Genomic DNA, 12,807 nt, shown 5'->3' with positions numbered 1-12,807 from the left:
CTACGGGCTTCACCTTATATATAAAACTGTCGAGGGAATAGCGGTTAACAATGAAATTGAACCATACAAGCCGCTGAAATTCGTTACGGCCACAAGAAAATCATGGCCTTCACTAGGACTCGCTTCGCTCGCCGTCTAGCGGAGCGTTAGTGATGCGGTGAGTATGAGAATAATATCTTGGAGAAGAAATGAATCGATGGAAAGAAGCTTTTGAAAAACATCCTATTCATGAAACGCTTTCGTGGTTGGATGACGCAGCTAGTTCGAATGTTGAAAACCTTTCTGAAGGTGATGTTGAGGAACAACGTCGTCTAAAAAAAAATAATTGAGAGATATCGATTCGTTTTAGCATCGGTCGACCCTGAAATAGTTCCTGTCAACCAGATAGATTTGTTAAACAATCATTTGCGCCATCAGAATGTTACTAACCAAGTGAACGCCTATGTACAAAGTGGCAAAGCAACTCATTTGGCCATCATTAATGATAATGTCTCTAAACAGCTAACTCCATTATCTATAATTCAGTCACTTTCCGATGACTCTGAGTCACAAGAAAAAATATCCTACATTGATAGCGTTGTTGATAGTACAATTAACGGGCTATCAATCAAAAAAGAAAATCTTGATGCTAAATTGACTAAAATTTCTTCTTTAACTGAAGAACAAGCTAAAAAGCTTAATTCATTTTCAAAGGATATAGAACAAAAAAAATCTGAATTGAGTAAACTTACATCGGATTGGCAAAACCAATTCTCTTCTGCACAAGAGTCTAGAAGCCAAGAATTTAGTAAGTGGAGAGATGCTTTTGTCTCAGAAAAAAATAAAGAAGTACAAGAAATTATTGATAAGCACGATGAAACTCTAGATAGCCAGGAGAGGATAGTTAAGACGGAACTTGATCGGGTAATAGAAGATTCCAAGTCTAAACACCAATCCATACTTGATTTGTATGAATTGACGGCTGGTGACAGTGTTGGAGCGGCATATATTCAAAGTGCAGATAACGAAAAGGAACAAGCTAATCGATGGAGAAACGTATCGGTTGGATTTATTGGTGTCACAGTTATATGGCTAGTATTCTCGTTTTTCTATAATTCGGAAACATGGAGTGATATTGAAGTAGCTCCAAATGTATTGATTTCGCAAGAATATAACGAGAAAAATCAATCAAATGAAGCTGCTTTGGAAAAAGATAGTATGGAGTTAAAACCATTGCAGAGCAACGGCTTTTCTTGGCATGCCATGCTTATCGCTTTTTCTATATCGGGAGTTCTTCTATGGGGCGCAGCCTATTCCGCGCAGCAATCAACTAGACATAGAAATATCGAAAAAAGGGCGAGATGGTTCGCATTGGAAGTAAAGGCCTTTGACCCATTCATAAACTCTCTAGAACTAACGCAACAGCAAGAGCTTAAAAAGCAATTAGCTGAGCGAATCTTCGGTCAGAATTCAACGGATGACGAAGATTCAAAAGTAGTCGACGAACATGCGTTGAGGGTAGTTACTGATGCACTTGGGAAGGTGCTTTCAAAATTGCCAAAATGATCACTAGTAAAGCGCTTCTACTGAAATTTTACTCCCTGGCGCTCCCAAATCCCACAGAGCGTGGAGTTAAAGTTTTTCGAGATGGATGTCATGGACATGGATGAAACTAAGCAATTTAAATGCCTCACTGACTTGAGGGAAATAATCAGCGAGCTAGATGGGTATTATGCAAGACCTACTGCCCGTGGGGAGCACCCGACGCTGTATCCTGAAGTTCTCGACGGACGATATCGTACAGTTTGCGGCGTCCGCGTTTGTGACTACACGTTATCTGAAGATGGTCAGTGGGTTCTACCTGACGATCAGATGGGGTTATCATTTTCTTCAAGCTGGCAGCACCTAAAAAGTGCGCATAAAATGATATCTCGTGTTGCTGGTAAGAATGTAGATGTGTTCTGGGTATTATCCAGGGCCGATATTCCTTCAGGCATGTCATTCCAGCCAGATAGGCGTGCTTCAAAATCGGCAAAAGGTCATTATTTATTAACGGTAAACGAGCGGATGAAAATTAGTTCTCTTGTTGAGAAACTTAAGTGGATAGCAGACCGGATGTCCGTTATTAAAGATTCAGGAGAGACGCTGTGATTCTGACTGTTAGATATTCTCATGTGCGAGATCTTGTTTCGTATTATGCAAATAAGATTTCTGATCAAAGAGTTTTGGAAATTCTTGAGTCCGGATTAAAGTCAGAAGATGACGCCAGGCACTTTAGCCATTTTATATGGAAGATGATCGATAGCATGGCTGAAGACCGAGAAAACGGTATCGAGGTTCTAGGAGCTAAGGATAATACGTCAATGGTAGCTGATGTCTCGTATGAGATAGATGTTCTGATGTCAGATTGTGGATATAGCCAAATCTGGGAAGATATTTCGGATCAAGCATAGATCAATGAAATCACTGAAATTCGCTACGGCCAAAATAAGTGTGGCTATCACCAAGGCTCACTCCACTCACCCTCTAACAAATAATTCTCTGTCATGACCAAGTATGTTGATTACGTGAAAGCTCTATACCTTAGGGCGTGGGATGAAGCCGTAGCAGAGGCATTGATTATTATTCCTTCGGGAGAGGCTACAGACATTGTTATAGAGCTGTCCTCAAGTATGGGCTGGCGAGAGCGAGTCGTGGCTGCGAATATTATTTCAGCGTTTCAACTGTACTCACTAGCACCAGGTCTGATTAAAACATTCAGTAAGAACCCAGAAAGCTACACATGCAGTGCATTCTCACTCTTATTAAGAGAGCTACCGAAACAAGACCAGTCTGAGCTAGTGCAGTACATGTTGAACTGCTGCCCGGACGATAGCTACGGAAACCACCTTCGCTCGACGATCTCTGAGGTTACAGGTAGCGATGTATAAGGGCTCTGTAGCTTTCGTTGTGACCGCAAAGCAGCTTTCGTACGCCCACCACTGCAACACTGAGTGCCATCTTAAGCCAGTGTTTGACCTGTGGTGTGATTCAGGCATTCTTTAGGCTGAGTTTTACAGCAACGTTTTTATGCGAGGCCATCATGAGCGAACCCGTAGCAGAGCCAAAGAAAACCGAAGAATCCAACGACTGGGATGAGTTATCCTTCCTGGATGATATGGAGTTAGGTGAGATCGATCCTGAGTCCTATCAGGAGCAGGAAGACGATGGCTGCGAAGGCGGTGCCTGTAAGATTTGACGTAGCTTTGCACTTCTCCGTCTGCCCTACGGTACAGACGGTCTGCTATAGTCGGCGTTCTGTTCCGGAACGCCACTATGCTTGATACCACCTATGTTTGATAAAGCCGTACAGGATGCCCTGATTCTTTGGGCAACCATTGATCCTATTGGCACGCTTGCCATATTTTCTGCCTTAACTGCGGGCATGTCTGTTACCCAGCGTCGCAAAACCGCGACCCGCGCTGTGCTGTATGCTGGCGGCGTTCTGATTGGTTCGTTGTTGATTGGTCAGGTCCTGCTGACAGCCATGGGCATCAGTTTGCTGTCGTTCCAGTTGGGGGGTGGCATTATCCTCTTCCTGTTCGGTTTGCAGATGATCTTTACCGAAAACGACCAGAGCTCGGGCAAAGAGCCTGACCACAATGTGGCCATTTTCCCGATTGCGATCCCAGCCACGGCAACCCCCGGCGCTATTCTTGCGGTGATTCTGCTAACCGATAACCAGATCTACCCGATTACTCAGCAATTGATGACGGGGCTTATTGTCGTAGTAACGCTGGCCATTACCTGGGTGATGATGTTTTTCTCAGACCGTATTCTTGCGGTGATTGGCAGTGGTGGTGCATCTCTGCTGACGAAGATCATGGGGATGATTCTGGCGGCCTTATCCGTTCAGCTGGTGATGAACGCCATAGGTGTCGAGCAATGGGCAAATATCGGCCCCTGATACGAGCCGCTGCGTCTGAACGAATAGACTCATAGCGCCATTCGTTGGCATTGTTAACCAGCAACAGGCCAGCATGCGTTTGCTGCGATTCAGAATATTGTAAGCTGTTTTTCAGTTTATTTTCTGATCAGCAGGGACGCCGCTATGACATCAAGAACGATCCATAAGATGCGCACCTTTATAGGTGTGCTGACTACCACCCTACTCCTTTCTGCCTGCAGCCATAACGGTATCTACCGTGGCAATTATTCGGACGAGTGTACCTTCAAGAAGAAAGGTGACTGTGCCGGGAACGCGCTTCAGATTGGCGGAACCGGCACAGACTCTGAGTATCGCCTTGGCTTTATTGAATACGATGATCAGGGCCAACTATGGGCCCGCGAACAACAGGATTCGGTACTCGACCGCTATCTGAGGCTAGCTGGGATGCAGGATGTCATCGTGCTGACCTTTATTCATGGCTGGCATCATAGTGCCGAACCCGGCGATACCAATGTGGCTGAGTTCCGCGACATGCTGGCTTCGGTATCGGCACAGGAAGCCGCTTCCAGCGCTCAGCATAATCGTGACCGCAGACCCGTGTTGGGGGTTTATATTGGTTGGCGTGGCGATTCTCTGGCGATCCCATTAGTGAATCACACGACCTTCTGGGACCGGAAAGCCACCGCCCACGAGGTCGGCCGTAAAGGCGTGACCGAAGCCCTGCTCCGCTTAGAAGAGCTGGTAAACGTAAGAAACACGTTTAAAGATGGCGAGCCACCGTCCACCAGCCGACTTGTCGTCATAGGACACAGCTTCGGCGGTGCCGTGGTCTACAGCTCTTTGCAGAAAATCCTCAACGACCGCTTTATTAATTCGCGCAAGGGGAAAAACTTTGGAGGCAACGCAGAGGGCTTTGGTGACATGGTGATTCTGATGAACCCAGCATTTGAAGCATTGCGGTTTTCGTCGTTGCTGGAATTATCACAAGAACGATGCCGGGGTTATTTCCCCGGTCAGCTGCCTAAGCTCGCCGTGTTGACGTCTGAGACAGACCTGGCAACAAAATGGGCGTTTCCGGCGGGTCGGTTTTTCTCAACCCTGACCGAGCGGCACCGTGATATGGAGCGCTACGAGTGCCCGAAACCCGGCATGGTGAATCATAAGCCGGTAACCATTCCACAATGGAGCGCCGATAAAAATACCATCGGCCACTTCGAGCCTTACCACACGCATTATTTAAAGCCGCCGAAAGAGAACGCACCCACGACCTTTGATCTGGAGCGTGCGTATTTCGAGTGGTCAGCGCATGATCCGAAGCAGCCGGATATCTACACCACGGTGGATCTGTTCAGTAAGCAGCGCACCACAGCCCGGAACCCTTATATGAATATCATTGTCGATGAAGCGCTGATGGACGGGCACAACGATATCTGGGGTGATCAGATCATTGGTTTTATCAGTGAGTTGATTACCGTCTCGACCACTCCGCAAGAAGTTTATGAAAAATTATTAAAAGACTGATAGGTTAGAAACCGGCTTATCTGTAACTCAACAGGAGACTTTTATGCGTCGCACCGCAACCCTTCTGGGCACCACTCTGGCACTGATGTCAGGTACTGCTCTCGCTGACGATTTTGCTGTTTCAAGTGACACCTTTGCCGACGGCAGCACCCTGGCGAATACCCAGGTGTTTAAAGGCTTTGGCTGTGAAGGGGAAAATATCTCTCCTGACCTGAGCTGGACCGCAGGCCCTGAAGGCACCAAAAGTTATGCTGTGAATGTGTATGACCCGGATGCACCGACGGGTTCGGGTTGGTGGCACTGGATTGTTTATAACATTCCGGCGGATGTTACGACTCTGCCAACCAACGCAGGCGTGACCGGTGGTGAAAACCTGCCTGATGGCGCCGTGCATGGTCGCTCAGATTTTGGCACTTACGGCTTTGGTGGCGCATGTCCGCCAGTGGGTGATGATCCTCATCGCTACATCTTCACCGTTCACGCCCTGTCTGTTGAGAAGCTGGACCTGCCCAAAGACGCCAGCGCCGCTCTGATCGGATACATGGTGAATGCCAACACCATCGAGAAAACCTCGATCACGGGTATGTACGGCCGTTAATCCGTGAGTGCCAGACTCTATTGCAGCCTGCTAATGGCCTCTACGCTACTGGCCGGCTGCTCGGGTTTTCAGGCATTACCTGGCCCGGGCAATCAAAGCAGCGCACAGTTCGAAAATCCGGATGTGCGCTCTCGTCTCTACGATGAATACCAGCAATGGCAGGGTACGCCCCATCGCCTTGGTGGTTTATCAGAGCGTGGGATTGATTGCTCAGGGCTGGTGTACGTGACGTTTCGTGATGAGTTTAATATCCAACTGCCGCGCAGCACCCGCCAACAATCCAGCCAGGGTGTTCCGGTCTCGCGACACTCGTTGCGCTCCGGGGATCTGGTATTTTTTGATACGGGCGTGAACTCCCGACATGTCGGCATCTACATTGAGCAAGATAAGTTTCTGCATGTGTCGAGCAGTCGCGGGGTTATGGTCTCGTATCTGACCTCCGATTACTGGAAGAAGCGCTTTACTCACGCCCGGCGAGTGCCCATACACTAGCCTGTTCAGACATAGCAGCCCTGCGGCATTTCTGATAATTTGTCGCCTCTCGTAAATTCGTATTTATTCTTACTTTTATAAGCCTATATTTTGAGGACGCTCATGACCGATTTCGCCAAAGCCAAGTCTGAATTTCTGGATTCACTGACCACCGATGAGCATATGTTTGCGTCGACACTTGCGTTTATCGAGGGCTGGTACGACTTCACACCGACGGCGTTTAATAACGGTGGCGTGATCAACAGCGCAGACCAGAATCAGGGCAGCGCTAAGGTTTTTGCTCTGAGCCAGTTGCTGGAACTCGATAAAGAAACCACTCTGCGCCTGTTCGGCGAACACTACCGTGATGTGCTGGCCACGCCTGACGTGGATAACCACCACAACCTGCGTCGCGTTCTGCGCGAAGGCACCGATAACATCACCTTCGATCAGTTTCCGCTGAAGGCGAAGGCATGAACCGTCTGGTCAATAGCCTGCAACAAGCGACCTGGGCACAGCGCCTGGGCCTGCTGCTTGCCATTGCCAGCTATGTGGTGCTCTGGCCTGGGGTTACCGAGCCCATCATGACGATTAAGGCCAGCGTGAATATGTTTGGCCTGAAGGCAGAACTGTTCAACGAAACCCGTTCCATCTGGGAGACAGTGACGTCTCTGAATAAACAGGGATACGCGTTAGTGGCTTTTCTGATCGTGACCTTTAGTGTGGTTATCCCGGTATTGAAAGGCCTGGTCACTCTGTTCACCTGGTTGTGGCCCAGCGATCTGCGCTGGCGCGTTGTCGCTGCGATCAGTAAGTGGTCAATGGTGGATGTATTTGTCGTCGGTGTTCTGGTGGCATTTTTAACCGCCAAAGCGACCGCTGAAATGCAGGCAACCCTGTTGGATGGATTCTGGTGGTTTCTGAGTTTCTGTATTCTGTCGATTATTTCTGGGCAACTACTGGCTCAGCATCGGCTACCCAAATAAAACCGCTGAAATAGACGGGCTGATATAAACCCACCTGCCCCGCTAACGTTATTCAGATAACGTCTATACTGGAAGCCAACGATTTAAATCCCGGAGGCTTCCAGTGACCATCATTCCGCTGAACCATATTCTCCTTAAAAGCCCGTTGCTGGCTGACGACATTCTGAAAGAGCTGACACTGGGTGCTCGCTTTGAAGATCTGGCGGCTGAGCATTCCGCGTGCCCATCAGGTTCAAACAAGGGGTTTGCCGGAAATCACGATGTGGACGATCTCCCCGAAGAAATGATTCAGGCCATGCAGGAATACGATGGCAGCTGCCCATGGATTGGCCCGGTGAAGACGCATTACGGATTTCATATCATCCGCCCTGCCGGTCAGATTGGTGAACTGCGCGAGCGCATCGATGACCTTCAGGCCACCGATGCACAGCACGAAGAAGAGAAGATCGAAAAACAACAAATCGACCCACAGGAAGAAGATTAATCCGGGGTCAAGGCCCGCACTAACGCTTCCGACGCCGAGGCCGCGCCGTAACAGGTCTGTACAAACTCCAGCTCACCCCAGCATTCGAAACGCAGCCGTGGCAGACTGATACGCCAGTGCTGGTCTGAGCTGCTCAGGCAGGTCAGACCTTCGGTAAATTCATCGCCCAGCCAGTCAAAATCGTACTCCGACCATAACCGGAACACCGCAAAGGTGCGCGGTGCCGACAGAAAATCCCGGTGCACTTCGTACACCAGCCAATGCGGCGATACTTCATCACCGCGGGCAATCAGCAGGCAATTATCTGCCTGATCATTAAGATCAGGCGTTGGTAATTTACTCATAGTCTCTCACAGGTACCTACTGTCATTCGGTATCACTCGTCTGGCTGAATGCCAGCCAGATCACACAGCACATCAATAAACGCCTCACAGGCTACCACAGACGCGCTCTCATCCATGGTGTGATACCCGGTTGTCGGTATCTGCAGAGTCGTACCGTCTACCAGGCCGCCAGATGCCGAAATAATGCGGCCCATTTCTGTCGAACCCAGAGACTTCGGCGATTCGCCCTGCGCTTCCAGTGCTGCGTTCTGCGCCTGAATGTAGCTGTCTTTAAACTGGTAGCTGATACCCATGCGCTCACAGGTGTCGGCCAGTTGCTGAGTCAGCTCTTCATTGAAGGGCGCGTTAGCATCCCGGTGACGCAGCGTCAGAGTGTGCTCACGCGCAGTAGGCACATCCGGAAACGGGCTGGTGTCGACCACCACCAGCTGGTTGGTTGAGCCACCAAAGCGACGGAACCATTCCAGCAGATATCGCCAGCTACGACCGGCCTCTTCCTGCGCGGTAAAGAAGGCAGTGCCTTCAAATCCCAGTTCAAACAGGTACACCAGAATGGCCGCCGTCAGGACGTTATCCATCTGACCGGTGACACTGTCATCGGTAATGCGCAGGTCATCCTGAAACGCGACCGGCGTGCCAGCAACCACATGCTCCAGACCTTCAAGTTCGAAGATCAGGTTATTACGGTGCGGGCACACGTACGTCTGGCGAATGCTGCCACGGCCACGGTACATGCCCGACCAGGGCTCATAAGCAAAAACCTTCTCGTCACCCATGCGGTCAACAATCAGCTGCATCAGTTCTTCAGAAACAGAATTACCCAACAGGTCAGAGCGACCGCCTGACACAAAGGCCGCGTACTGAAACTCGTTCGGGCCTGTACAGATCAGGCCATGACGGTCGATGTGGGCCGACAGCATTAAAGAATGCGGGCGCTTACCCTGCGCCACCAGTACGCCCTCGTACCATTTCACATCTGCTCCGCGTTCTTCCAGCGCTCGCTGCAATACCCGGAAAAACGAATGCTCTGCCCCCACCACAGACGGCGCACGCGCAAGGATGGTCAGAAGATCACGAAATGATTGAGATAACACGGCAGTCCGCCTCTGTAGGTACTGGTTGGTATGGTTAAGGTGCGCAGATAGTTGCACCTGTGCCGTTCGAGGTAAAACGAGATTTATTTATCGTGCAGATAAGAAAATGTTACTATGAGCGCTCTCTTAGGGGAGTAATCTGCCGTCACGGCCATTCTGGCTGCTGATTCTGGTGTCTGTATCAACATAATTGAGCCTCAAGCTCATGGTGCAGACGTCCCGTCATCGGGATTGATGAGACCTGAGATAACGACACAGTCGCTGGGCGATGCTGTGGCGTTATCTTGTGCTCATCATCGCCCGGAAAATTTTTTATGTTTGATATTACAACCTTTAGCGCCTCGCCATTTCTTGCCTCTACCGTCGCTGTTGCCATCGCTGAAGTCGGCGATAAGACCCAGCTGTTATCTCTGCTACTGGTTGCCCGTTTCCGCAATAAGTGGGCGATCATTGGCGGCATTCTCCTTGCCACACTGCTGAATCACGGACTCTCAAGCTGGGGAGGTATCTGGCTAGGCGAAAATATGGACAGCTGGCTATCAGGCAGAGTCGCCGACTATATTCTGGCCGGGTCCTTTGCCCTGATGGCACTCTGGGTGCTGATTCCGGATAAAGAAGATGACGACGACGATAACTTCGCTAAGTACGGTGCCTTTATCGCCACTACGCTGCTGTTCTTTATTGCCGAGGTCGGAGATAAAACTCAGATAGCCACGGTGATTCTCGCCGCTGAATTTCAGAGTTTTTTCTGGGTTACCGCGGGCACCACGCTGGGCATGTTAATCGCGAATGCACCGGTAGTGATCTGGGGACAGTGGTTAATGGACCGATTACCGTTAGACCTGGCACGTCGCCTTACGGCTGTCGTATTCCTCAGTCTGGCGGCCTATACGCTTTTCAGTAGCTGACTCACTGATCGTTACGACAAAGTTTTCTCGTTGTACGCCGTGATTTCCGGCGGGTATAAACGCGCCTCGCTTATTTGGATACCCGCCCGTGAACGCCGTTATTAACAGTGCTGTGCCTGCTCGTTGCCTTCCTTTGCTGAATACCATCATGGATGCACTGCGTAGCGATGGTTATGTTGTCATCGACAACGCCCTCCCCGCTGCACTTGCAAACGCATTGCAGCAACGGGTTGCTGAGATAAAGAGAATCGGGGACCTTAAGCAGGCAGGCATCGGACGGCGTGATGATCACACAATTGCGCGCAGCATCCGCCAGGATTCGATTCACTGGCTGGACAGATCCGTAGCGTCAGAAACAGGTTGGCTCACGGCTATGGAGCATCTGCGTGGCTACGCTAACCGGGAGCTGCTGCTCGGGCTGTTTGAGTACGAGAGTCACTTTGCTCACTATCCACCGGGCGCGGGTTATAAAAAGCATTACGACGCGTTCAAAGGGCAGTCAAACCGTGTACTGAGTACTGTGTATTATCTGAACGAGAACTGGCAGCCCGGCGACGGTGGCGAACTCGCTATTTATGATGCTGAGGATCAGCTGATCACCAGGGTTCAGCCCGTGTTAAATCGTCTGGTGATTTTTCTCTCAGAAGAATTTCCCCACGAAGTGCTGCCCGCAAAGAATCATCGCTACAGCATTGCCGGTTGGTTCCGCGTTAATAACAGCCGCGACATTCTCAGCCTACCCGCATGACCATGGCGCTCAGCGGGTAAACCGGTTACATAATTCTCTGGCAGCAGGCCTAACTTGAACTATCCTCAATGGATAGTCCCTGTTCTGTGGAGAAACGTATGAACTGGCGCGATCTGAGCCTCACACTGAAGTTACGTATACCTTTAGCCGTTATTGGCGTTCTTCTGATCATCCTCAGTGTGTTACAGCTAAATACTCTGAGTGGGGTAACCACTACATCCGAACTGATTAACGGTACCTACACCCCAGCTCTGAATAAAGTACTTAACGCTGACCGCGATCTGTATCAGGCTCAGATTGCTGAACGCACTCTGGCTTTCGGCGGCGACAACGAAGGCCTGAAGGCATCTCATAAAGAGAACCTGGACCAGGTCTATGATCGCCTCAATGCTGTCATCGACATGCAAGTGAATGACAAAACGCGGGTTCAGGCCGAAGCGTTTCTTGCCGCCTTCGCGAAGTGGCGTCCTAAATCAGAAAAAATGGTAGAGGACGTTACCTCGGGGCGAATTTCGTATGAACAGGCAGAGGCACTCAGTACAGGCGCGCTGGAAAAAGAATTTGAGGCCACCCGTGATATTCTGGATACCGTTGGTGAAAACCTGGCTGAATCTGCGGCGTCACTGCATGCTGAAGGCGTATCCTTGAATAAGGCCGCTCGCCGGAACCTACTGATTCTCACGCTTCTCTCTGTCGCGATTATCGTTGCTGTTATCGTATTCCTGCCGCCACTACTCACTCGTCCAATAAAACGAACCACCTCAGCGCTGGATAAACTGGCACGTGGTGAAGGCGACCTGACCCGCCGGCTCACGGTTGAAAGTAACGACGAAATTGGTGAAATGGCGAAGACCTTCAATAAATTCCTTGAGGGGATGCAAAGCCTGGTCACCAACGTACAGACAGTATCGACCCAGGTACGCGGGACCACAGAACAGCTCGAACAAGGTGCTCAGAAAAGTCAGGAAACCACGGCTCAGTTTGTTGCTGAGCTTGAACATGTGACTCACGCTAACCGTGAAATGGAACAGGCCATTGGCGAGGTCAGCCAGTCATCGACCCGTGTCGCCGAAGAAGCGACCAACGCTGAGAAACACGTCCGTGAAATCGCCGAACAATTCCGCAGTGCGGTTACTGATATTGCCGCCCTCGCCAGCAGCGTCAGTGAATCCGCCGGCGTTATCCGCGAACTGGAACAGGAAACCACAGGGATCGCCTCACTGCTTGATGTCATTAAAGGCATTGCTGAACAAACGAACTTGCTGGCTCTCAACGCTGCTATTGAGGCAGCCCGCGCGGGTGAGCAAGGTCGTGGTTTTGCGGTGGTTGCTGATGAAGTCCGGAGTCTGGCCAGCAAGACCCAGCAGGCGACCGAAGACATTAACAGCATGATCGATAAGCTACAGAGTGGTGTGAACCGCGCGGTTAACAGTATGCAGGGTGGCGAAGAGACCGCAGAACGTTCTGTAGAAACCGCACGGGCCTCAGAATCGAACATTGGCGAAGTATCGGGCTCTTTAGTACGGATTAAAGATCAGGTATTACAAGTGGCATCAGCCATTGAAGAGCAGACGTCGGTCATTAATAACATCAACCAGAACCTGGCAGAAGCACGTAATATGAGCCAGGAGAATCAGGCGAGTACCCGCCAGCTGGTCGATTCTGTCAATGTGCTTGAACAGAACACCTCTGATATGCGCAAGAGCGTCTCTAACTTCAAAGTCTGAGATGTGTATAAGCGTGATG

Annotated in this window: 18 protein-coding genes and 1 riboswitch; of the genes, 16 read left to right on the top strand and 2 right to left on the bottom strand. The window is 50.1% G+C overall.

The features are described from left to right. Window positions 1-188: 188 nt before the first annotated feature. The 13 genes from BW941_RS17865 (at window position 189) to BW941_RS12865 (ending at window position 7,967) form a co-directional block, all read left to right on the top strand. Window positions 189-329, top strand: a complete 141-nt coding sequence (locus BW941_RS17865; protein WP_175607911.1) for a hypothetical protein — start codon at window positions 189-191, stop codon at window positions 327-329. 103 nt (window positions 330-432) lie between these two features. Further along, window positions 433-1,545, top strand: a complete 1,113-nt coding sequence (locus tag BW941_RS12915) for a hypothetical protein (protein WP_076516682.1) — start codon at window positions 433-435, stop codon at window positions 1,543-1,545. A 96-nt stretch (window positions 1,546-1,641) separates the two neighbouring features. Beyond that, entirely contained in the window at window positions 1,642-2,130 is a 489-nt protein-coding gene (locus BW941_RS12910; RefSeq protein WP_076516714.1) for a hypothetical protein, read from the top strand. Next, window positions 2,127-2,432 carry a hypothetical protein gene (locus tag BW941_RS12905; RefSeq protein WP_076516680.1) on the top strand — a complete coding sequence of 102 codons (306 nt, stop codon included), beginning with the start codon at window positions 2,127-2,129 and terminating at the stop codon, window positions 2,430-2,432. The genes BW941_RS12910 and BW941_RS12905 overlap by 4 nt, the downstream gene beginning before the upstream one ends. Window positions 2,433-2,525: 93 nt before the next feature. Then, window positions 2,526-2,909 carry a hypothetical protein gene (locus BW941_RS12900; RefSeq protein WP_076516678.1) on the top strand — a complete coding sequence of 128 codons (384 nt, stop codon included), beginning with the start codon at window positions 2,526-2,528 and terminating at the stop codon, window positions 2,907-2,909. A gap of 152 nt (window positions 2,910-3,061) precedes the next feature. Then, on the top strand, window positions 3,062-3,217 hold the full coding sequence (locus tag BW941_RS17860; protein WP_175607910.1) for a hypothetical protein: 156 nt from the start codon (window positions 3,062-3,064) through the stop codon (window positions 3,215-3,217). A gap of 93 nt (window positions 3,218-3,310) precedes the next feature. Further along, window positions 3,311-3,925 carry a MarC family protein gene (locus tag BW941_RS12895; RefSeq protein ID WP_076516676.1) on the top strand — a complete coding sequence of 205 codons (615 nt, stop codon included), beginning with the start codon at window positions 3,311-3,313 and terminating at the stop codon, window positions 3,923-3,925. A 144-nt stretch (window positions 3,926-4,069) separates the two neighbouring features. Beyond that, window positions 4,070-5,428, top strand: coding sequence for a hypothetical protein (locus BW941_RS12890; protein ID WP_076516674.1), 1,359 nt, complete (start codon window positions 4,070-4,072; stop codon window positions 5,426-5,428). A 43-nt stretch (window positions 5,429-5,471) separates the two neighbouring features. Further along, window positions 5,472-6,026 carry a YbhB/YbcL family Raf kinase inhibitor-like protein gene (locus BW941_RS12885; RefSeq protein ID WP_084188928.1) on the top strand — a complete coding sequence of 185 codons (555 nt, stop codon included), beginning with the start codon at window positions 5,472-5,474 and terminating at the stop codon, window positions 6,024-6,026. 3 nt (window positions 6,027-6,029) lie between these two features. Next, on the top strand, window positions 6,030-6,518 hold the full coding sequence (locus tag BW941_RS12880; RefSeq protein WP_217693599.1) for an NlpC/P60 family protein: 489 nt from the start codon (window positions 6,030-6,032) through the stop codon (window positions 6,516-6,518). A 102-nt stretch (window positions 6,519-6,620) separates the two neighbouring features. Then, window positions 6,621-6,974, top strand: coding sequence for a HopJ type III effector protein (locus tag BW941_RS12875; RefSeq protein ID WP_068439383.1), 354 nt, complete (start codon window positions 6,621-6,623; stop codon window positions 6,972-6,974). Continuing rightward, a complete protein-coding gene (locus tag BW941_RS12870) occupies window positions 6,971-7,483 on the top strand; it encodes a paraquat-inducible protein A (protein WP_076516670.1) in 513 nt (170 codons plus the stop codon). The genes BW941_RS12875 and BW941_RS12870 overlap by 4 nt, the downstream gene beginning before the upstream one ends. Before the next feature lie 103 nt (window positions 7,484-7,586). Further along, window positions 7,587-7,967, top strand: coding sequence for a peptidylprolyl isomerase (locus tag BW941_RS12865; protein WP_076516668.1), 381 nt, complete (start codon window positions 7,587-7,589; stop codon window positions 7,965-7,967). Here BW941_RS12865 and BW941_RS12860 read toward each other — a convergent pair. Both BW941_RS12860 and BW941_RS12855 read right to left on the bottom strand, forming a co-directional pair. Continuing rightward, window positions 7,964-8,311, bottom strand: a complete 348-nt coding sequence (locus BW941_RS12860; RefSeq protein ID WP_068439377.1) for a hypothetical protein — start codon at window positions 8,309-8,311, stop codon at window positions 7,964-7,966. The two genes, BW941_RS12865 and BW941_RS12860, sit on opposite strands and share 4 nt — an antisense overlap. Window positions 8,312-8,343: 32 nt before the next feature. Continuing rightward, window positions 8,344-9,405, bottom strand: coding sequence for a zinc-binding metallopeptidase family protein (locus BW941_RS12855; protein ID WP_084188926.1), 1,062 nt, complete (start codon window positions 9,403-9,405; stop codon window positions 8,344-8,346). A gap of 117 nt (window positions 9,406-9,522) precedes the next feature. Further along, window positions 9,523-9,638, top strand: a riboswitch (yybP-ykoY riboswitch). Between the two features lie 81 nt (window positions 9,639-9,719). On the opposite strand from BW941_RS12855, the gene BW941_RS12850 reads away from it, so the two are divergent. The 3 genes from BW941_RS12850 to BW941_RS12840 all read left to right on the top strand — a co-directional run bounded on the left by BW941_RS12850 (window position 9,720) and on the right by BW941_RS12840 (window position 12,788). Then, window positions 9,720-10,313, top strand: a complete 594-nt coding sequence (locus BW941_RS12850; protein WP_076516664.1) for a TMEM165/GDT1 family protein — start codon at window positions 9,720-9,722, stop codon at window positions 10,311-10,313. A gap of 88 nt (window positions 10,314-10,401) precedes the next feature. Next, window positions 10,402-11,061 carry a 2OG-Fe(II) oxygenase gene (locus tag BW941_RS12845; protein WP_245820104.1) on the top strand — a complete coding sequence of 220 codons (660 nt, stop codon included), beginning with the start codon at window positions 10,402-10,404 and terminating at the stop codon, window positions 11,059-11,061. Window positions 11,062-11,159: 98 nt separating this feature from the next. Further along, entirely contained in the window at window positions 11,160-12,788 is a 1,629-nt protein-coding gene (locus tag BW941_RS12840) for a methyl-accepting chemotaxis protein (RefSeq protein WP_076516660.1), read from the top strand. Window positions 12,789-12,807 lie beyond the last annotated feature (19 nt).

The sequence above is a fragment of the Thalassolituus maritimus genome, assembly GCF_900156675.1.
In the GTDB taxonomy this organism is placed as follows: Bacteria; Pseudomonadota; Gammaproteobacteria; order Pseudomonadales; family Oceanobacteraceae; genus Thalassolituus; species Thalassolituus maritimus.
Note: the sequence above shows the minus strand (reverse complement) of the source record. Positions and strands in the feature narration are given on the sequence as shown.

Bases quoted from the DNA above. Each gene is read 5' to 3' on its own strand.
- BW941_RS17865 (WP_175607911.1), top strand. From the start codon at position 189: ATGAATCGATGGAAAGAAGCTTTTGAAAAACATCCTATTCATGAAACG.
- BW941_RS12910 (WP_076516714.1), top strand. From the start codon at position 1,642: ATGGATGAAACTAAGCAATTTAAATGCCTCACTGACTTGAGGGAAATA.
- BW941_RS12900 (WP_076516678.1), top strand. From the start codon at position 2,526: ATGACCAAGTATGTTGATTACGTGAAAGCTCTATACCTTAGGGCGTGG.
- BW941_RS17860 (WP_175607910.1), top strand. From the start codon at position 3,062: ATGAGCGAACCCGTAGCAGAGCCAAAGAAAACCGAAGAATCCAACGAC.
- BW941_RS12895 (WP_076516676.1), top strand. From the start codon at position 3,311: ATGTTTGATAAAGCCGTACAGGATGCCCTGATTCTTTGGGCAACCATT.
- BW941_RS12890 (WP_076516674.1), top strand. From the start codon at position 4,070: ATGACATCAAGAACGATCCATAAGATGCGCACCTTTATAGGTGTGCTG.
- BW941_RS12885 (WP_084188928.1), top strand. From the start codon at position 5,472: ATGCGTCGCACCGCAACCCTTCTGGGCACCACTCTGGCACTGATGTCA.
- BW941_RS12875 (WP_068439383.1), top strand. From the start codon at position 6,621: ATGACCGATTTCGCCAAAGCCAAGTCTGAATTTCTGGATTCACTGACC.
- BW941_RS12870 (WP_076516670.1), top strand. From the start codon at position 6,971: ATGAACCGTCTGGTCAATAGCCTGCAACAAGCGACCTGGGCACAGCGC.
- BW941_RS12860 (WP_068439377.1), bottom strand. From the start codon at position 8,311: ATGAGTAAATTACCAACGCCTGATCTTAATGATCAGGCAGATAATTGC.
- BW941_RS12850 (WP_076516664.1), top strand. From the start codon at position 9,720: ATGTTTGATATTACAACCTTTAGCGCCTCGCCATTTCTTGCCTCTACC.
- BW941_RS12840 (WP_076516660.1), top strand. From the start codon at position 11,160: ATGAACTGGCGCGATCTGAGCCTCACACTGAAGTTACGTATACCTTTA.